The organism is Colwellia sp. PAMC 20917, from assembly GCF_001767295.1.
Taxonomy (GTDB): domain Bacteria; phylum Pseudomonadota; class Gammaproteobacteria; order Enterobacterales; family Alteromonadaceae; genus Colwellia_A.
The window spans coordinates 2329774-2349313 of record NZ_CP014944.1 but is presented as its reverse complement, the minus strand read 5'-3'; the positions used below and the strand labels follow the sequence as shown (position 1 = coordinate 2349313).

The following is a 19540-nucleotide window of genomic DNA, read 5'->3' as shown; positions in this document are numbered from 1 at the left end:
GTATGATTTTTGTACCAATGGTATAAAAAATAATGGAATAAAAAAAGAGTATACAATGGAATACAGTGAATCAATAATTGAAGGTAGTATAATCAATGGGTTAACTTGCCCTGATTGTGGTTGTAAGCATCATCAGGTGAAAGGCGTGATTAAATATGCCTTCTTTTTTATTGAGTCTATTCCATTTTACCCCGTTAAAAAAAGTACTATTATTCAATGTCAGCAATGCTGGGTCCAAACCGATGCAGCGACTTTACCAAAACTGCGTGTTAAAGAATTGTCAAAAAATCTATTTCCCACTTGGCGATTGTTTAGTAAATTTTTAGGGTCATTTTTAACGTTAATGTTCCTAGGTTACTTAGTACAAGGTGAAATCAAGCAACATCAATTGTCTGATCAGTTTATCGAAAACCCGGCTGTTAATGACTTCTATCATGTCGATTTTCGGTATCTTTCTAGTGAGTTACGACCCAATGAAAAATACCGTATTGGGAAGATTGTTGATATTACCGGTGATGTAGCAACCGTTGTCTATAGTCGGTTATTTTATCGAATGCAGCATGGTGCCGATGAAAGCATTAGAGTCGGGCATGTAACCCACTTTAGTTTTTTTTCAAGAAAAGAATATCATTACAGTTTTGCTGAATTACATAAAATGCGCACGTAAGGTGCTATTTATCGGGTTGAAAGACCGATTAAAAATGAATTAAGGGGTAAGCCTGTTGTAACCGCGAAAAAGCGTTTTTTAAGTAGTACTTACTTCCCCGGCGCAAGACAGAACAATTCAGGTTTAGCTTTTTTAGAAGCGAGCTATATAGATAACCATATTGAATTAGCTTTTGAAAAATTCAATCTCTCAGCTGAAAGAGGCTACAAGCTTGGGCAAGTTAATTTAGCTGAACTTTACATCACAGGTAAGCATGGTGAGCAAGACTTAAACCAAGCACTATTTTGGTTACAAGAAGCGGCCTTACAAGACCACCAACCCGCCATAGATAAATACCTTATTGTTTGCCAGCAAGTTGCACAGTGCAGTAAAAGTGACTTTATCAAGGTATTATCAGAGCAAGGTGTTAATTTTCATATAGACAAATAAAACCTAAATAGACTGGGTGGGTATAGATTTAAAAGTAAGAGACTGTAATATTGGATTTATTGTCGATGTTCATTAAGAAAACATGCTCTTTAAACGACTAAAGAGCTTCCCATCACTTTGCGCAGACTCATCATATTCGTAAGGTGAATCTAATACGGCTAAACGCAATGAATACGTGCCTCCGTGTCCCCAAGGCCACCATAACGCTATAATCGCTGGTGTTGAATCTGTGGCAGGTCGAGCTAAAATAAGTTGATCTTTGTTAAGTTTAATTAAGGGACCTAAGTATTCTTTAATTTCATGTGGTGCTTTCTTTGCCGTTTTTTTATTCCATTCATGTTGAAATTGCTGGCGAAGTGCGTCTAGCGTTTTATCTTTTTTATCACGAGAGAATTCAGACAGCATAGCGGAAAATCTGTCTTCCCAGCGCCATGTTAATTGGTCGCCTAATAAATTAATTATGGGATGAGTAAATTCTTCGATTTTTTCTTGGCAATATGACACAAAAAAGTCCTATAAAATACGCTAAAAAGAAACTAGCTCTTAGCATAACAACAAATTATAGCTGATATATTACAACTGAATCACCATAAAAATAAAGCCTTTATTGGTAATAATTATCATTTGTAATAAATGTAATATAAAAGTGATTAAAATGTAAACTTACAATAAGCAATTGAAAGAAGTAAAGTTAATGGAAAGGTTAACTTTACTTTTTGCATAACTTTTACAGGCTAGAAGTCAGAACTCTATTTATTTTTATCGCTATTTTCTTCTGGTTTATCTACGCCAAGCCATGCCAATAAAAATGCTTTTTGTGATTCGCTTATCTCTTCATCATCTAGGGCTATTACTTTCACTTCTGGATTTTCAATAAAGGTAATCGTGGTTGATAGTTTTTCACCACGTTGAATGTATTCAATCGTTGTACTTTCGCCCGGTTTAAATTGCCCTAATGCACTTGTCCATTGACTGTCGTTACCTATAGTTCTTCGACCAACTTTAACTATTTGGTCAGTGCGTTCAAGACCTGCTTGATAAAGAGGAGAGCCAATTTTTATTGGTTTCTCAATAATGGCAGCTTCGCCACTAAAATTAAATTTAACCTGACCTAAAAAAGCATCACCTGGGTGAGCACTGACTATTTTTAAGCCAGCATGAGTTAATAGTGATGCGTAATCAGGCTTTACTTGTCCATAAATATATTGCTCAAAGAACTGCTTAGCAAAGGTATCATTATTTAATAAAGTCCCTAAGGTGTGGCGTAAATCTTCACGGGTGTAAGGAATTTCTGGTTTACCAAAATCTGTCCACATTTTTCTCATAAAATCATCAAGTGATTTTCCTGGAAATTGCTGGCGAATAGATAAATCTAGTGCTAATGCCATGGCACTGCCATAACTGTAATAGCTGAAAAAGATATTACTAAAATTAGTTTTATCAATAGAAGTACCCGCATCGGTAAACGTTGCCAGCATACTCGCACCTTCAGGGGTGAAAAATTGTCGACCAGGTACTTGCTCAACCTGATTAACTGTCTTGGTAACAGCTTTTAAGTATTCATCAACCGTAGACTCTTGCGCTCTGCGGATCATTAATTTGTCATAGTAAGAAGTAAAACCTTCGGCGAACCATAAGTTTGTTGTCATGTTATGAGTACTGAAGTTAAAAGGTTCTAATGCTTTAGGTCTTATGCGTTCAACATTCCAAGCATGAAAGAACTCGTGTGATAAGGTGCCTATTTGCGAGAAATCACCTTCATCTAATGATTTGGTATTAGTGAGAATTGTTGAGTTTCTATGCTCCATGCCATCGCGATTGACGTGGGGTAAATAACAGGCAATAAAAGTGTATTCTCCGTAATCAAAAGCAGGTAATTCGCCATAAACTTTAATTTGTTCAGCAACTACAGCTTTAGCTTGACGGGTAAATTCAACTAAATCTTCCTCTAGACCATTGTGATGCACAGCTAAGTTAATTTGGTAATCTTTGCCACTTGAGCGAACAGTCCAGCTTTTTACTTGGTGGTCACTAAGCTCTGTTGGGCTGTCCATAAAATAGGCTAAGTTGGGGGCAGTGAAGGTATATTTATCTTGGGTTTTTTGTAGCTGAGTGGCCACTTTCCATGTTGAACTAAAAGGTTGAAATGTTACTTTTATAGGACGCTTCTCATGGTTTGATGCCCACATAAACGTAGCAGGAATATTCAAGTGAGCATGTGTTCTGTCTATTTGAGCATAAGTACCATCAGCGCGGTCACCAAATAAGGTGTACGTTACGGTTACCTCACCATCGTGATTGTCGATTGCCCACTGATAAGGGTTAGGTCGCGTAATTTCTAAGGGCTCGCCCATACTGTTTACAGCAGTCACGTTATAAACGTTTTTAGCAAATTCATGTAAAGCATAGCGCCCTGGAGAGGTGCGGCTCATTTGAACGGTCAAAACTTGGCTTTCAATGTCTGGAAAGGTTACCGAAATTCGCGCTTCATGATGAACCGCGTTTTCGAAAGTCACTTTATAATGTGTAACGTTGTCTTTAACAGGTAATGAGTGACTTGAAAAAGCCACTATTAATGCTAAAAGAACTGTGGGGGCAATTCTCATTTTTTAATCCTAAGCGTTTTATATTGTATAATTATTGGCTTAGTGTAGAGAATTATTACTATTTTTTACAGTAGTACTTTTAACAATAATGAAGGTAAGCAACCCATATCATTAAAAAAAGCTCATAATAAACAATATTATAGCGTTAGCATTTTATTGGTGGCATTAATTAACTGATCTCTTGTTTCAGGTTCAATTGAAGCATGGCCAGCAATTGTACTGAACAATGTTGAATTTGGCAGTTGTTGATGTAAGAGCCAAGCATTGTCAAAAGGGCAGACAATATCGTAACGGCCATGAACAATAACCATAGGAATATTTTCAATCTTATGACAATCTTGTAGTATCTGATTTTCTGATAAAAAGCAGCCATGCACCATATAATGAGCTTCATGGCGAGAGAGAGTCCAAGACGAATCATCGCCGGTGAGTGCAGCAACAAACTCTTCGTTAGGCTTTAGCGTGCAACAACGGATCTCCCATTTAGCCCATGCTTGTGCAACTCTCTCTGCGGCTACTTTGTCGTCACCTGTCATAATGTCGTAGGCTGTTTTAACACCCGTCTGAATTTCACCATTAGGCAGAGCATCAAGATACTCTTGCCAGTAATCAGGAAAAATTCGAGTACCACCTCCGCCTTCAAATGCCCATCGAGTATCCTCGGCACGCCCTAAAAAAATACCGCGTAATACCAAGCTGATAACTGATTCAGGGTGAGTTTGTGCATAGACTAAAGCGAGTGTTGATCCCCAAGAACCACCAAAAGCATGCCATTTTTTAATCTTTAGCTTTAGACGAATTTTCTCAATATCGGCAACTAATAACTGAGTATTATTATTATTTAAACTACCAAAAGGCAACGAACGACCACAGCCACGTTGGTCAAATAATATAATGAGATATTTCTCAGGATCAAAGAAACGTCGGTCATTGGCTGAACTCCCGGCTCCTGGTCCTCCATGAATAAAAACAACGGCTTGTCCTTTTGGATTACCACATTGTTCTACATAGAGTTTATGTTGGTCACCAACGGGTAATAAAAAATGATCAAAAGGAGTGATTTCTGGATAAAGTTCGTTCATTGCTACGCTCATCGTTAATAATGAAATGAATTAATCTCACTAGGGTTAATGTTATCGCTATCTAGCTAGTTCATGAATAAATACATAGCTACACTGGAGTATAAATTATTTATAAAGTGCAGGTAAATCGGAAGGTAAATACCACCGCTTCTATAGCGTGATACACCTAAAATAATGGCTAAAGGAAATAATACCACGAGTATGTTTATATCGTACTGGCCCGCATGAATTAAAGTAAATAACACACTGGTTATAATAATCGTAACAATAACACCTAAAGGCGAGCTTGCTAATCCTTTAAAGATAAAGCCCCTAAAAATAACTTCTTCAAAAAATGGGGCAGCTATCACGACGGCAATAAAGAGCAAGAATAGATAATCAGTTGTGTTATAAATATTTATCATACTTTGTGGCGTTTTTATACCCAAGGCATCTGAGGCAAAGTAAGAAAAGATAAAATAACCTATTAGGACAAGATTATAATTAATGAAGCTGGCTTTATTTGGCCATCTGTTAAAACCTAAATAGGCCGCAGCTGTTGTTAGCTTTCTTCTTGCTGCGCAATAAAAGATCAAGGGGGTTAAGCATAAAGCCGTGATCAGATAGTTAATCGCATTAAAGTCACCATCGAGAGCTAACCTTTGACTTATTTTTACCCCAGCGGTTAGGACGCGATCTATACTCATTCCTGGTCCGGCGACTGCTATGCCTGCGGCTATAGCAAGAACAGTAATCGAAATAATAAAGTAGAGGATGAAAAACAGTAAGGTTAACCCTAACGTTGCTGTAGCGCTCCACGGGCGACGAGTTTCAGTTAATGTTACCGCTATTTTTTGTGCATCAGCTAACATTGCTTTTCCTTGGTATTAGGACATAAAGAGAAAACATTCAGTAGTAACATTTACGGTAAATAGGCAAAGTGTTTTTCTCTCTGCTGATTAAGTGCTTGCAGTGCTAAATATTTAAAAAATTAGCGAGTTGAGAATTACGTTAAAGTGCGGTGAAGTTATCTTTTTCAGTTAAATTAAATTTTCTAATACACGCTTGGCAAATACAACTCTTACCCTTGGCTTTATTAGGAACTTGTTGAATTAAGGCTTTGGGTACTTTTTCTAAAGTGCACCAACATTGCTTAGGTGAATCGACATCACAACGATTTTTTTGTTGGCAAAGAGGGCAGTTGCTGGTCTCTATATTTATAGTCATAGATTATTTACGCTTGAATTGTAGGGCGGCAGTGTAGCTCGACAAGCATAGCAAGAAAAACCTAAGCTGACTTTACTTTTATAGGTAGTGGAGTTTTTGATTCGCATGGCTAATGTTGTTAAAAATGTTGCTTTATTGACCTCATTAAAGGCAAACTAGCTAGATAATAAAAACAAAAAGGATTTTTTTTGCGTATTTTCAATTCTTTACCCCCAATAAAAATATTTATCGTTAGTGCCTTATTACTCTTACTGAGCGGCTTAACGCACGGCGAAAAATATGATGATATTTATATTGAAGCAGCCCCTACTTGGGTTGAGTCTCGTGATATCACACTAGCAAAAGACATTCCCGTAGACGAAATAACCGATGGTGTATTTTATCAATTACTGGATTCACAAAGGAAATTATCTGAAAAACAACAAAGTGCTTGGTATTCTCGCTATGTTCAAACAGTTGTAAATCAAGCTGGTGTTGATTATATCTCGCAAATAAATCTCGATTTTGACCCTACTTACCGAAAGCTGGTACTCAATACCTTGTTCGTTATTCGAGATGGGCAACGTATTGACAAATTGTCGAGTGCAAAGATTTCATTATTAAACCGAGAAACCGAATTAGAAAATCAAATTTACAATGGCTCCTTAACACTCAATATCCTTATTGACGATATTCAAGAGGGTGACACCATTGATTATAGTTTTACGCGTTATGGCGACAACCCGGTTTATAAAGATATTTTTGCTTATAGCCGAACACTGAGTTGGAGTGTACCAATACGAGATCAATTTGTTCGAGTGCTTTGGGGGAAAAGTAAGCCTTTATTTTCCAGCACGCGCAATGTGTCAGTGCCAATTACAGAAAAAAAGCTGGGTGAGTACACCGAATACCAAGTGCATATGCATAACGCTGAAACACTTTCTTCAGCAAGCGAAGTGCCGGGTTGGTATCAACCTTATGGCTTAGTATCCTTTAGTGAAAGTAAAAACTGGGGCGATGTTGCTGTCTGGGCTGAAACCTTATATCAACCGAGTGAACAACATAAAACGATTATTGAAATTGCTAATGAGCTTCAGCAAAAAAATAAAAGCCAAGCAGAGCAAATTGCAGCAGCATTAAAATATACGCAAGACAATATACGCTATGTTGGCTTAGAAATGGGGGTTAACTCCCATTTACCGACACCGGCCCATGAAACCTTAGCGTTGAAATATGGCGACTGTAAAGACAAAGCCTTATTGTTTATTACGCTGTTAAAGGCATTGGGCATTGATGCATATCCCGCCTTAGTTAATACCGAAGAAACTAAATTTCTTGTTGAACAACTCCCTGCGGTTAATTTGTTTAATCACGTTATTGTTACCTTAGAATTTAATGGTAAGCGTATTTGGTTAGATCCGACGTTAAGTTACCAAGAAGGGCGTTTAGCGTATCTTTTTCAACCGGATTATGGATTTGCCTTGGTAGTTAAATCGGGAGAAACAACATTAACATCAATGGCTAATAGTCAGTCAAATTCTTATACTCATGTTGAAGACCGTTATGTTATTGGCGAAAATGTTGAGCAAGCAGTCCCCTATTATATTGTCAGTGAATATTTAGGTGATACCGCGCAAGCTAAGCACAGTCAAATTGAACAAGCGGGTAAAAAGAAACTTTCCACAGACTATGAAACCTTTTATCAAAGTACTTATCCTAAATTAACAGCTACTTCCGCCGTTGATATTACAACAGATTATTCAACAGGCGTTTTGAAATTAGCCGAAAGCTACACGATTAACGAATTTTGGAAAAAAGGAGAGGTTGATTATGAAAGAAGCTTCTATCCTACGGATATCAGAAATGCTGTTTATAAGCCCAAGCAAGTCGCAAGAGTTGCGCCGCTGTGGTTCGCTTACCCAAATAATATTATTAATAAAATCACCTTAGAATTCGAAGAACAAAACTGGGAATTTGATGATGAAAGCTTTGTTGAAGACAATGATTTTTTCTTTTTTAAACGCGATGTTTCCTTTACCGATAATATCTTAAACTTAACCTTTGAATACCGCTCTAAGACTGATCATATTCCGGCAAATGAAGTGGAAAGTTATCTTGCTGCAAGAAAAACGTTAAGAAGTAAAGCTTACTACGGCATTACTAAATATGCGAAACAGACAGCCAGTTCGGTTGACGTTGAAGAAAGCCCTTTAGCGAGTTGGATGCTTATCGCAATGTGGACTTATGCTATCGGCTTGGTTGCACTTCTTGTTAGCTGGAGAATCGAGTCTAATAAACGACCGGTATTTGTTAATAGTCATTTTTTTCCAGTAGCATTAGTTAAATTTATTACCCTGTCATTTTTTACCTTTGGACTTTATAGTACCTATTGGATGTATCGAAATTGGCAGGTTATTAAGCAAAAACAGCAAAGCGATATCATGCCAATCGTACGAGGTTTCTTTTCTATCATTTGGTTCTATCCACTATTTTTAGCATTAAAAAATGACAGTATTGAACGTTTTGATAAAAACAAAGTGATGCTGCCTTTTATCGCGGTAATTTTTGCATTGGTGTATTTAATACTCTCATTAGTGGGTAACTATACAGAGCAAAAGGTTCTGAATGTGTTGATAATGCTATTACCTTTACTCTTCATTCCTTTTGTAAAATACATTAATAGTATTAACGATCGAAACAGTGAAGCTAATAGGTACAATTCAAGATGGAACGTACACAGCATTGTTGCGATTATATTATGTTTACCACTGCTGGGGTTAACCATCGCCCAAGAAACGCCCTTTTTGCCAAGTGATTCGGTTATTTCGCAAAATGAAATTATGCAACACGACATGAAGTATCTTTATCGACAGAATGTTGTTGCTACCGATGAAAAAATCCATTATTTTTATAGTGATGCTTTTTTTACTATCCGTGATGACGGAAATGGCTTTACCGATAAAGAAGTGTTCTCTTATTGGCAAGATGACAATGATGGTTTCCAGCTTGAAAAAGTCCAATTTCACGAGATTAAAGACATCAATGTTACTTATGGCAAAGCAACAGATGAAAATACCATAGTGACGGTTACCCGTCTTGATGACACTAATTTTAAACTGTTTGTTGCTTCGACAAATGCAGGCGATAAATTATTTGTCGATAAGTTAACAGCACTCTGGGAGTTAGCTAAGATACGTTAGCGCTATCTTTGTAATGGGATAAGTAAATGATAGATATTTCAATTGAGAAGATAATCATTGAGTCTTTAGCATTAACTAAAGATGGAGTAGGAATTTTCAATAGAGATGATCGTCTTATTTATTGTAATGATGCTATCGGTCGATTATTTGGTATGTCTGCTGAAGAGGCACTTAACAAAAGCTTTTCTGAGCTAAGTGCAGACTGCTTCAATAGTTCAAAAGGGATTAATATTGAATTTACAACTTTAGAAGCTTGGTTATCTCATGCTTCAGCGAAGAGAAGAAGTTGTCCTTATAGAGCGTTTGAAGTCGATACCCAAGAAGGTAAGTGGTTTCTCGTTACCGAACAGATTGTTCACAATGATTACCTTTATACGTACATCACAGATATTACAGAAAAAAAAGCAAACGCGAGAGCGTTACAGATCATGTCTGAACAATTTCAAAAGCTTGCGACTATCGACTCTCTTACCGGTATTTATAATCGCCGTTATTTCTATGAAAAAGCTGAGGCCGAATTCAATCGAAGTAGCAGGAAAAATAAAATATTTTCAATAATGTTTCTGGACTTAGATAAGTTCAAGCATATTAATGATAAATTTGGTCATGCCGCCGGTGATGCATTTTTGAAGGGTTTTGCAGGTAATGTTCAGACGCACCTAAGAAGCTATGATACTTTTGCTAGGGTGGGTGGGGAAGAATTTGCCATATTATTACCTAATACCGACAAAAATAATGCCAGTATCATTGCAGAACGAATAAGAGCATCAATAGAAGCCCTTATTATTCCTTTTGAAAATGAATCATTAAAGATCACGGTATCAGTGGGTGTGGTAGAAAATTCAAATGAGATCAAATCGATTGACCAAATAATGAATAATGCAGATAAACGCTTATACCAAGCGAAATGTAATGGTCGTAACCAGATTTGTTAAGAACGGGGTTAACAAAAATCTGCATATCACCTGATGAGTAGTCGCTTTATAGGGCGTAGCTCTTAATCGAGTCAGTAGAGGTTAGAATAACAACCCGAATAGCGCAGACTAAGATACTATTATTCATCACACTACCGCCAAGCCGGTCGCCACTCCTTGAGCCCAGCACGCTTGAAAATTATAACCCCCCAACCAGCCAGTAACGTCAATCACTTCACCAATAAAATATAAGTCATTGCTCTTTTTGGCGGCAAACGTTTTTGAAGATAATTCGTCGGTATCAACACCGCCAAGTGTAACTTCCGCTGTTCGATAACCTTCAGTGCCATTAGGCTTGATTTGCCATTGGTGAATAAAAGCATGAATGGCCTGAATTTCTGCATGGTTGAGTTGATTAACCGCTTTGTCCGGAATGTCTTTGCTTTCAATTAAGCACTCAATGAACCTTTTGGGTAGTAAGGTCGCGAGCAAATTTTTAAGCGATTTTTGCGCTTGATGCTGGCGCCATTCAGCGATGATGTCATTTAAGCTGTGATCGGGTAACAAATTAATGGTTACTGCTTGACCTGCTTGCCAAAAAGAGGATATTTGCAAAATGGCGGGGCCAGACAAACCTCGATGGGTAAATAAAATATTTTCTTTAAAGGCTTCGCCGCTGTCACTAGCGACTTCAGTAAATATACTTATACCAGATAAACCATCAAAGCGGGTTTTATCGTGATCATGCAAAGTAAAAGGCACTAATGCCGCTGTTGTTGGTAATACATTCAAACCAAACTGTTCTGCTATTTTATAGCCAATAGGACTTGCGCCAAGCTTTGGCATTGTTAGGCCGCCAGAAGCGACCACTAATGATTTGCAGCTATAACTCGCTTCTGTTGTTTGGACTTGGTAACCACTGTCAGTTTTAGTGACTGAAAGTACTTCATTACGCATTTTAACGTCAACGCCTGCCCAATCACATTCGGTCATCAAAACGTCAACAATATCTTTTGCACTGTCATCACAAAATAATTGCCCTAATGTTTTATGATGATAATTTACGCCATGGCGTTCAACAAGTTCAATGAAGTCTTGTGCTGAATAACGACTTAACGCTGATTTTATGAAGTGAGGGTTTTGGCAAATATAGTGTTCCGCACGGGCATTTTCATTAGTGAAATTACAGCGTCCGCCACCACTGATCAGTATTTTACGGCCTGGTTTTTTGCCCATATCGACGACAACGACTTTCTTACCTCGATAACCCGCTGTTGCGGCACACATCAATCCTGCAGCACCTGCACCAATAACTAACACGTCAATTTGCAAAGCATTTTCCTATGATTTTAAGTTTACTTTATTTCTTATAAATCATTATATCTTGAATAGTCGTGTTATTACACGAGATGTTGTCTAAACAAAAAGCCGCCAAGATAAAGAAATGCAAAGATTGTGTAAAGGTCAGAACTAATCAGCAGCACGTGACTCTATTGCCATTGAAGCTGCCAAAATTTCATTGGCAATATTTAAACGGCTAATAAAGCGCAGACAACAATAAAGAGTTAGGTGAGTCAATGAATACTAAAAAGTACATACTTTGCATTAAAAGAATAAAGTTTTTAATGGTAACGACGGTAATATTAAGTCTTTCAGCCTGTGGTGGGTCTGATAGTGACTCTAATGCAGAAGGTTATGTGAAGCTCTACAACACCACGAAGAATTCTCCTGCGATCTATTTAACGATAGATGAAGATTTTTCGACAAGTGACGATGACATTGAGTTTACTTATAACGGTGTCCCTTATGGCAGTGCATCAAACGCAAACATTGTAGACAATGGTTCTTACTTCTATGAACTGGCGTGGCAAGATGGCGATAGCACCGACAGTAGCGACTTAACGGTCGTTTATACCGATAGTATCAAAATCAACAATGATGCGATTCAATTGATTGTCATCGGAGAAGATATTTTAGCGCCTTCAGTGACCACTTACGATATAGATATTATTGATGATGAAGATGATGATACCTACGATCGCTTCAATTTTAGAGTACTGAACATGCATGACGATAGCGAAGGTATCGATGTCTATTTATCTAAAGCCGATGAAACCTTCAATGAAGCTAACTTTATTGGTAGCTACAGTTATCAAGAATTATCGGTTAATCAAAAATTTGACCAAGATGATTATATTTTTTATATCACAACACCAGGAAGCACTGAAGTTTTGTTTCAATCGAATGATATAAGCTTTTCATACAGTAGCCAATATATCATCGCAATACGTGAAAATAATGGCGTGGGAAGCTCACCATATATGCTTGATAAAATGTCTAATTCACTCATAGAATCATTTATTGATTCTGACTCAGAAGCAAAACTTAATGCGTACAATGCGATTGGTAAGCATGACTTGCTAGCTGATTATCAAGGTGAATTTTCCTTATATTTGAATGGTATAGACGACTCTCCAGAAATTGAATCCTTATCGTTAGGTGTGTTAAGTCAGCCTATTGAACTTGCTAAAGGAGACTACAGTGTCGATTTGGTTGTCGGTGATGGAAATGAGGTATTGTTGAAAAACCATTTACTTTCTTTAGGAGAAAATAGCCATAAAACCGCTTTCTTTTATATTGATGAAGTGGCCGTCGATGACGATGGAGATGGTGATGTTGATGAAGACGGTGATGGTAATATTGATGAGATACAGCTAGATGTGCATTCGTTAGTCGTTAGTAATAGTAGTAGAACAAGTATTTATGATCATGAAATTAAAATGGTTAATCTTGTCGACAGTACTGATTTTGGTGCGTTTACTATTTATTTTGTCCGAAGTGATGAAACCATTGAGAGTGCTTTTTATAAAACAGCCGTTAGCTTTGCCAACAGCGAGCTCGTGTATTTAAAAAATAATACCTACCAAGTTTATGTGGTTGCTAAAGACAACAGCAGTGAGATCATCTTAAATGCTTTTGAACTTATCCTAGATGAAGAATCGAAAGAGCAATTTATGGTTGTTGAAGTTGATGATACTGCTCCTACTGGTTATAAAGTGAGTTTGTTTGATCAAACAATATAATGTTGATATCTGATAAAATTATAATCGCCGATGTAGAAATTTTTCCGGGTAGTCGAGAAGTTTATTGCTGCAACCGTTTGGTTACACTAACCGGATTAGAATTTAACTTATTGTGGTTACTGATGAGTGATTTTCCACAACTAGTGACCCGTGAAAGTATCGCTGAGCATATATTTAAGCGTAGCCTGGTCGAGTCTAATCGAAGTATTAATATGCATATTTCAGCCATCAGAAAAAAGTTATTGGTGAACACTGACAAATCACGAATTAAAACTTTTCGTGGTGAAGGATATGTTTTTTAACGAATAATGAGAGGTTATTATTTAAAAAGGCTTCATATTGAAGCCTTTTTTATACAGTGTATTATTGATTGTGACTAAATGGGTGCGCCCGTCATGATACTTGTAGTACCTACTTTAGCCATTTCAGCTAAATCTTTATCAACAAAAAATAAAGCATGGCCATCTTGGCCCACTAAGTTAATTTTATCTAAGACACTTTTAAACAAAGTCTCCTCTTCATGTTGCTCAGCTACATACCATTGTAAGAAGTTAAACGTTGAATAGTCTTGGTTAGTAAAGGCTTGATGCGCTAAAGAATTGATACGTTCGGTAATTGAACATTCATGTTCATAAGTTTTTTCGAAAAGGTCAGCTAATGACTTATATTCGTGTGGTGGCGCATCTATGGTACCTATAATAGGTAAAGCCCCTGTTTCACTGACATAAGTAAATAAGCGTGTCATGTGGTCCATTTCTTCTGCTGCATGTTTACGCATAAATATTGCTGCACCTTCAAAGCCTTTTTCTTCACACCAGGCACTCATTTGTAAGTACAAGTTAGAAGAGTAAAACTCTAAGTTGATCTGTTTATTTAGTTGTTTGACCATTTCAGGTTTTAACATCTTGGTACCTCATTAAAAAATATCAGTAAATTTTGCCTGTTCTGTACGTATGTTACAAGCTAAAAAGTGTAAGTTTTCATAATAAAAACATTTAAAACATATAAAAAACAATATGATAACTAACACAAATCATTATCATTAACTTATAGCGCTTTCAAAATTGATTCAGCGGTGCTGACTTCAAACTCTTTAGGCTGTTCAACATGTAAATTCGTTACTGTACCGTTTTCAATGACCATAGCATAACGCTGAGAACGTAAACCACCGAATCCTGCGGTCTCCATACTTAAACCAAGTGCTTTAGTGTAACTGCCGTCGCCATCAGCAAGCATCATAATATTTTCAGCATTTTGTGCTTCGCCCCACGCATTCATTACAAAAGCATCATTTACCGATAAACAAATAATGGTATCGACACCTTTAGCTTTTAATTCATCAGCTGATACCACATAACCGGGTAAATGAGCGGCTGAACAAGTTGGGGTGAAAGCACCGGGAACGGCAAATAGCACCACTTTTTTGTTGGCAAAAAGTTCATCCGTATTATGGGTAATCATATTGCCGTCTTTTAACTGTGACAATTCGCCTGAAGGCATGGATTTATTTTCTTCAATCATAAAATTCTTCTCATTTAACGTTAACTATGTTGATGGGGTAAAGGCAGTATTATCGCTTTACATAAAAAGTCTTTGTTGTTTGCAGAGCGCGCACAGTCTTTGCAAATAAAACATGGTTTATCAACAATACGAGCAAGTTCGTGAAGACTTTTTTCTATGTCTTTTTTTTTCCACTTACAAAGCGCCTTTGCCATAAACTATCCAAAATGAATCTCATTACTTGTTTCATTTTAGGATATAGCGCACCGACATGCATCTATTTATCGTTAAAAATGGTTAAATTAATTAGCGGCATGATTAAGTGTTATGCGCTTTTATCGAGCGTTAAGCCAATATCACTGACATGGTTATTCACGTCAATTGAAATGATATTAGCAAGTTTTTGAGAGTTGCTCACTTCTTCATCAACATTACTCATCGCTTGTTCAAAAGCGATAAAATGTTCGCGTTGCAGCGTTATTTGCGTCAGAGAGTCTTGTGCGACCGTGGCGGATAATTTCGCTTGGCCGGTCACTTCTAACGCAGTTTCTTGTAATTGGTCAGCAATTGTTTTTTGATTGAGGGATGCTGTTTCTATATCAATAATTGTTTTTTCAATGGAATTACTGGCACTTTGCAGTTGGTCTAAGCGTTGTGATATCTGTTTAAGTGAATCTTGAGTTTTACCAGCTAGTTGCCTGACTTCATCGGCAACGACAGAAAAACCTCTACCGTGTTCACCCGCTCTTGCGGCTTCAATTGCCGCGTTTAAAGCCAGTAGATTAGTTTGGTCGGCAATGGCACTAATAACGTCAACAATAGAGGTCACACTATCAACAGATTGAAAGAGTGAGGTTATTGCGCTTTTACTTTGTTGCGCCGCGATACTGGTTGAATCGCTTGCGGCGAGCACTTGTGCAACTCGGCTTTGACTGGTTTCCATTGCCTGTTGAGTCGCTTGTGCGTTGTTTACTACCTGCTCGGACAACGCATTTACCGTTTCAGTCGCTTGACCTAATGCATTCATAATTTCGCGAGCACCTTGCACATGCGTGCTGGTACTCTTTGATGATTGATAAATATTTTTAACTTGGCTCTCCATCGTTGTTAATGCTTTAGCGACCAAATCAAGTTGTTGTGCTTTTGCTTTGTCATCCTGTGCAAGTTTATTCACCATTTTATTAAAGCTCGAAGATATTTCGCCCAATTCAGTTTTTGCTGGAATATCAGTAATGTTATCAACCTTTCCTTGTTCAACAAGTTGAACAAAACCGTTTCTTAATTTACGTAATGGATTCAAAATTACACTGCGTTGCAACCAGTAATTGGCGACTAAAAAACAGATTAAAAAGGACAACAAACCAATAACTACTCGATAAAGTTGCTGATTTAACACTTGTTGTTTTTTTAATATTTCTGTTTCGGCGATAAGAATAATATCTTCCAACGCGGTAACATTTTGCTTGAGCAATGCTAAACCAGCGGTGCGCTGATTCTGTGAATTTAGGGTGTTTTCAAACTCATTTTGATAACGATTAATGAGTGAATTGAGTTCATAAATCGCTTCTTCACTGATGTCTTCTTTATCATCGTCATTGGAAAAAAAGTCGTCTTCATCACTATTACTGTCGCTTTCAAGGAAAATAGCTAATAAAGGATAATTTGTTAATTGCTGATGCAGTTGTGCTAATTCTTGTAACGCATTTTTAAAGCCTGTGTTGCTAATGTTTTGGCTAAGAAACAACTTTTCACGTGTGTTGATTAAATGGTTTAATGCGCGAGCAACATTGCTCACTGTTACTAAATAATTTATGCGCTGCTGTTCGTCTAGCGCCTCACTTTTAGAGGCATATTCTATAAGCGAGTGAGTAATGGCGACCATGCCCTGTTCACTGTTACGAAGCAAAGCGAGTGGGTTACCACTTAACTTACCCATGGCACGATACTTTGTTTCAATATTTTTATTGAGTTTGCCCGCTTCTTCAGTAATGTTATGGCTTAAGTTACCAATATCTAAGCTCGTTGAGCGTGTAATTATTTCGTTGAGTTGCTCTTGAGCGGTGTTAAGCAGGCTGGCATCACCGGTTTGTAGATAGGTTGCAATGGTGCGATAAAATTTAACGGTGGTTAACGTTTTTAATGCATGGTATTCAGCGTACTGGCCTCGACTTGATGTAAGAGAAGTTCCAACATGATACATGGTTGCAACGAATATAATGGCAAAAATACTGATGGCAATAACAGACAGTCGTGAAAAACTTGATACTCGCATAGTCAATCCTTGAGGGGTAATCTTTGATAATTACAGCGGATTTTCACCGATCATTGTTACAATTGTGTTGCAGTTTGACTGCGGTTTTATGACAAGAGTGTTTCTGTGAAGGTTCTCGGTATTCTAGGCAAATGAGATTAACTTATAATAGTCATTTTACCGCTTTGAATACCTATTAAGGCGTGAATTCATCAGAGTAAATAGCTCGATTAGCTGCTATTGTAGTAACGGGACTTTAAATCAAAGTAGCAGCGATAAGGCAGACATTAGAGAAAGTAATGTCGATCATGAACAACCCTATGCTTGATGGCTACAAACTAAATAATATTTAAAACAACTCAATATCACCTTCAAAGGACTGTATTTTTAATAAGCCTTTTTTTATTAATTCATTGTAATCTCGTACTTGATTTCGGCCATTCTCCTTTGAATAATAAAGTGCTTTATCAGCACGTTCAATTATTGTGGTAAGATGCTCTTGCAAATCAATTTTTAAAATTCCTGCACTAGCTGTTACTCTTCCTACTTGTGGGAAATTAAATGCTTCTAATTTATGCCTGAAACGCTCAAAAATTTTCAAAGCTTCTGAATCAGAAACTGATGTTAAAACAACAACAAATTCTTCTCCACCATATCGAAATAATAAATCATTATTTCTAAATGTTTTTTTCATTAACTCTGCAAATAATAATAAAACTTCATCACCATACACATGCCCAAATTTGTCATTAATGCTTTTGAAAAAATCGATATCTAAAATGCCAATCCAATGATTCGAGTTCGCTTCTGTTAAGCGATTTTCTTTTACTCTAAGTTGTACGGGGAAAATTTTTGAAGATGATGATGAAATTGAAAGTAAATCTGAAAGCTGAGCATCAAATGTTTTACGGTTAAGAAGTCCCGTCAAAGTGTCATGCTCATTATCATCAATAATAGCTTGAAAATTGCTATAAATACGAATAAATCCACTGATGATCTTTAATGTAACAGGCGTTTGCTGATAGCCATACATATCCATAACACCAGACACAACATTATTTACAATAATAGGAAATAATGTACGTAAAGGCGTATTTTCTTTGCTTGAAATAATTTTACTACTGCCAATGCATAAAGCTATCTCATCATCATATAGTACACGTTGATCTCCATATTCATGTGGAATTAATATCAAGTTTTTATCAACAGTAGACTCTGGAATAGATACTGCGACTTCTAAATATTCACGATTAGAATTTCGTGGTAATCGTAAAAGTACAAGATCATTAAAATCTATAAATTCAGAAATAGTGTCTATTAATGCTTTTTCAAGAGCTCGTTTATCTCTTTCTTCGGTAATATAAATAACAGATTCAAATATATTATAGTCTTCATTTAACATAAATCTTACCGTCTACCTTTTAACAGCATCTAAGTTTCTATAAGTAAGCATAGTATTAAAATTAATTTTTAATATTATTATATTTCCATCTGCAATCGCTTTTACCAATTTTTCAATATCTGAAATGAGGTTAAGCAGTCACTTCTTCTTAGGTTTGGGCATGATTACGGATAGCTAAGCAAACTTTTTGTTATCAGTAAATACATTAGGTACTGATGATTGATTTTAACTATTCTCTTTGTTTTTATACTTTTTTAATAACGCCTGATATGCTTGGCTTGACCTATACTTATTGATAGCCATGGCAAATTTTTTCGCCATAACTAATTTATTTCGAACTTTTGAAAACACCAAGTAACTATTGTCTTCTCCTACTGGTTGTTCAAAAATATGGTAAAGTTCATTTATCTCCTGCTCGGAATACACCTGAAAAAGGTTTTCTCTTGAACCGACAATAACGTCTACCCGCTCTAAATTCAGTAACTTGGTCAAAACTGCCTGGCTAGGTGTTGGTATTTGATATTTTGATAAAAAGTTCGCTGTATCAAAAGGTTCACCATATTTATAATTTTGACCAACAGCGATCGTATAGCCGGTTAAGCTAGCGATATTTCCATCAAATGCTATTTCTTTTTTTCGACGTGACAGCACAATAGGGAACGTTTTAAAACTGGAGATAATGTTACCTTCTAAGAAGTATGCAAATGTTTCTCTTTCTTCAGTATTGGAAACATGTGACATCGCATCGTACTTACCCAATTTAAAGTCGAATAATGCTCTACTCCAGGGAAGGCTTTCGAACTTTACCTTTACTCCTAACTCATCGGCTACCGCTTGAATTAAATCAATATGTATTCCTGTCAGCTTGCCATTTTCCTGATACTCAAAAGGAAAATAGTTACCATCGCCACGAACTATACTGATTACTTCTTTAGCATGCGAAGTTAAGCTGAGCATAAAAATACAACTTAGAATAATTAATTTTTTCATCAATGACGACCTAAATTTATACGTATACAGCAAATCAACTTTAGCTTACCTTTTTGTTTGGAATATCTTTATCTCATCTAGGTTTTGTCGAAAAAAAGCACTTTTTGGTAAACAAAAATGGAAAGTTATTGCTCTCAAGAAGTACTCCTTAAAACCCATTTTATTAAAAATTTAGCTTGTGAAATTAAACTAAATTGACTTCTATTAAAGCCATTTTGATACAACTTACAT

General features: G+C 36.7%; 17 protein-coding genes. 5 read left to right on the top strand and 12 right to left on the bottom strand.

Features of this window, described 5'->3' with window-relative positions; genetic code table 11:
* Window positions 1-55 precede the first annotated feature (55 nt).
* A complete protein-coding gene (locus A3Q34_RS10075; protein WP_070375239.1) occupies window positions 56-667 on the top strand; it encodes a hypothetical protein in 612 nt (203 codons plus the stop codon).
* A gap of 501 nt (window positions 668-1168) precedes the next feature.
* On the opposite strand, the gene A3Q34_RS10070 is transcribed toward A3Q34_RS10075, so the two are convergent.
* The 5 genes from A3Q34_RS10070 to A3Q34_RS10050 form a co-directional block, all read right to left on the bottom strand.
* Complete coding sequence (locus A3Q34_RS10070; protein WP_070375238.1) at window positions 1169-1600, bottom strand: hypothetical protein; 432 nt, start codon at window positions 1598-1600, stop codon at window positions 1169-1171.
* Window positions 1601-1845: 245 nt separating this feature from the next.
* Entirely contained in the window at window positions 1846-3702 is a 1857-nt protein-coding gene (locus A3Q34_RS10065; RefSeq protein ID WP_070375237.1) for a M61 family metallopeptidase, read from the bottom strand.
* Between the two features lie 137 nt (window positions 3703-3839).
* Window positions 3840-4784: a prolyl aminopeptidase gene (pip, locus tag A3Q34_RS10060; protein WP_070377101.1), complete on the bottom strand. Its 945-nt coding sequence runs from the start codon at window positions 4782-4784 to the stop codon at window positions 3840-3842.
* A gap of 65 nt (window positions 4785-4849) precedes the next feature.
* Window positions 4850-5635: a CPBP family intramembrane glutamic endopeptidase gene (locus A3Q34_RS10055; protein ID WP_070375236.1), complete on the bottom strand. Its 786-nt coding sequence runs from the start codon at window positions 5633-5635 to the stop codon at window positions 4850-4852.
* A gap of 139 nt (window positions 5636-5774) precedes the next feature.
* Window positions 5775-5990: a cysteine-rich CWC family protein gene (locus tag A3Q34_RS10050; RefSeq protein ID WP_070375235.1), complete on the bottom strand. Its 216-nt coding sequence runs from the start codon at window positions 5988-5990 to the stop codon at window positions 5775-5777.
* Between the two features lie 188 nt (window positions 5991-6178).
* On the opposite strand from A3Q34_RS10050, the gene A3Q34_RS10045 reads away from it, so the two are divergent.
* Both A3Q34_RS10045 and A3Q34_RS10040 read left to right on the top strand, forming a co-directional pair.
* The gene (locus tag A3Q34_RS10045; protein ID WP_070375234.1) at window positions 6179-9169 is read left to right on the top strand and encodes a DUF3857 domain-containing protein; all 2991 of its coding nucleotides are present in this window, start codon (window positions 6179-6181) and stop codon (window positions 9167-9169) included.
* Window positions 9170-9195: 26 nt separating this feature from the next.
* Entirely contained in the window at window positions 9196-10104 is a 909-nt protein-coding gene (locus tag A3Q34_RS10040) for a sensor domain-containing diguanylate cyclase (RefSeq protein ID WP_070375233.1), read from the top strand.
* A 126-nt stretch (window positions 10105-10230) separates the two neighbouring features.
* Here A3Q34_RS10040 and A3Q34_RS10035 read toward each other — a convergent pair whose 3' ends face one another.
* Window positions 10231-11415 carry an NAD(P)/FAD-dependent oxidoreductase gene (locus tag A3Q34_RS10035; protein WP_269447187.1) on the bottom strand — a complete coding sequence of 395 codons (1185 nt, stop codon included), beginning with the start codon at window positions 11413-11415 and terminating at the stop codon, window positions 10231-10233.
* 245 nt (window positions 11416-11660) lie between these two features.
* Here A3Q34_RS10035 and A3Q34_RS10030 point away from each other — a divergent pair, with 245 nt between their 5' ends.
* Window positions 11661-13166, top strand: a complete 1506-nt coding sequence (locus A3Q34_RS10030; protein ID WP_070375232.1) for a hypothetical protein — start codon at window positions 11661-11663, stop codon at window positions 13164-13166.
* Window positions 13166-13468 carry a winged helix-turn-helix domain-containing protein gene (locus A3Q34_RS10025; protein WP_070375231.1) on the top strand — a complete coding sequence of 101 codons (303 nt, stop codon included), beginning with the start codon at window positions 13166-13168 and terminating at the stop codon, window positions 13466-13468. Before A3Q34_RS10030 ends, A3Q34_RS10025 begins: the two co-directional genes overlap by 1 nt.
* Before the next feature lie 74 nt (window positions 13469-13542).
* Here A3Q34_RS10025 and ftnA read toward each other — a convergent pair whose 3' ends face one another.
* The 6 genes from ftnA to A3Q34_RS10000 all read right to left on the bottom strand — a co-directional run bounded on the left by ftnA (window position 13543) and on the right by A3Q34_RS10000 (window position 19309).
* Window positions 13543-14070, bottom strand: a complete 528-nt coding sequence (gene ftnA / locus A3Q34_RS10020; protein WP_070375230.1) for a non-heme ferritin — start codon at window positions 14068-14070, stop codon at window positions 13543-13545.
* A 143-nt stretch (window positions 14071-14213) separates the two neighbouring features.
* Window positions 14214-14687 carry a peroxiredoxin gene (locus A3Q34_RS10015; RefSeq protein ID WP_070375229.1) on the bottom strand — a complete coding sequence of 158 codons (474 nt, stop codon included), beginning with the start codon at window positions 14685-14687 and terminating at the stop codon, window positions 14214-14216.
* Between the two features lie 20 nt (window positions 14688-14707).
* Window positions 14708-14881 (bottom strand): hypothetical protein, encoded by a 174-nt coding sequence (locus tag A3Q34_RS20665; RefSeq protein ID WP_197517675.1) that lies wholly within the window; start codon window positions 14879-14881, stop codon window positions 14708-14710.
* Window positions 14882-14991: 110 nt separating this feature from the next.
* Window positions 14992-16938 carry a methyl-accepting chemotaxis protein gene (locus A3Q34_RS10010; RefSeq protein WP_070375228.1) on the bottom strand — a complete coding sequence of 649 codons (1947 nt, stop codon included), beginning with the start codon at window positions 16936-16938 and terminating at the stop codon, window positions 14992-14994.
* Window positions 16939-17266: 328 nt separating this feature from the next.
* Entirely contained in the window at window positions 17267-18319 is a 1053-nt protein-coding gene (locus A3Q34_RS10005) for a GGDEF domain-containing protein (protein ID WP_070375227.1), read from the bottom strand.
* A gap of 225 nt (window positions 18320-18544) precedes the next feature.
* Window positions 18545-19309: a substrate-binding periplasmic protein gene (locus tag A3Q34_RS10000; protein WP_070375226.1), complete on the bottom strand. Its 765-nt coding sequence runs from the start codon at window positions 19307-19309 to the stop codon at window positions 18545-18547.
* Window positions 19310-19540 lie beyond the last annotated feature (231 nt).

What these genes read in the sequence shown, in the direction of transcription:
- A3Q34_RS10075 (WP_070375239.1), top strand. Translation starts at nt 56, where the DNA reads ATGGAATACAGTGAATCAATAATTGAAGGTAGTATAATCAATGGGTTA.
- A3Q34_RS10065 (WP_070375237.1), bottom strand. Translation starts at nt 3,702, where the DNA reads ATGAGAATTGCCCCCACAGTTCTTTTAGCATTAATAGTGGCTTTTTCA.
- pip (WP_070377101.1), bottom strand. Translation starts at nt 4,784, where the DNA reads ATGAACGAACTTTATCCAGAAATCACTCCTTTTGATCATTTTTTATTA.
- A3Q34_RS10055 (WP_070375236.1), bottom strand. Translation starts at nt 5,635, where the DNA reads ATGTTAGCTGATGCACAAAAAATAGCGGTAACATTAACTGAAACTCGT.
- A3Q34_RS10050 (WP_070375235.1), bottom strand. Translation starts at nt 5,990, where the DNA reads ATGACTATAAATATAGAGACCAGCAACTGCCCTCTTTGCCAACAAAAA.
- A3Q34_RS10040 (WP_070375233.1), top strand. Translation starts at nt 9,196, where the DNA reads ATGATAGATATTTCAATTGAGAAGATAATCATTGAGTCTTTAGCATTA.
- A3Q34_RS10030 (WP_070375232.1), top strand. Translation starts at nt 11,661, where the DNA reads ATGAATACTAAAAAGTACATACTTTGCATTAAAAGAATAAAGTTTTTA.
- A3Q34_RS10025 (WP_070375231.1), top strand. Translation starts at nt 13,166, where the DNA reads ATGTTGATATCTGATAAAATTATAATCGCCGATGTAGAAATTTTTCCG.
- ftnA (WP_070375230.1), bottom strand. Translation starts at nt 14,070, where the DNA reads ATGTTAAAACCTGAAATGGTCAAACAACTAAATAAACAGATCAACTTA.
- A3Q34_RS10015 (WP_070375229.1), bottom strand. Translation starts at nt 14,687, where the DNA reads ATGATTGAAGAAAATAAATCCATGCCTTCAGGCGAATTGTCACAGTTA.
- A3Q34_RS20665 (WP_197517675.1), bottom strand. Translation starts at nt 14,881, where the DNA reads ATGGCAAAGGCGCTTTGTAAGTGGAAAAAAAAAGACATAGAAAAAAGT.
- A3Q34_RS10010 (WP_070375228.1), bottom strand. Translation starts at nt 16,938, where the DNA reads ATGCGAGTATCAAGTTTTTCACGACTGTCTGTTATTGCCATCAGTATT.
- A3Q34_RS10005 (WP_070375227.1), bottom strand. Translation starts at nt 18,319, where the DNA reads ATGTTAAATGAAGACTATAATATATTTGAATCTGTTATTTATATTACC.
- A3Q34_RS10000 (WP_070375226.1), bottom strand. Translation starts at nt 19,309, where the DNA reads ATGAAAAAATTAATTATTCTAAGTTGTATTTTTATGCTCAGCTTAACT.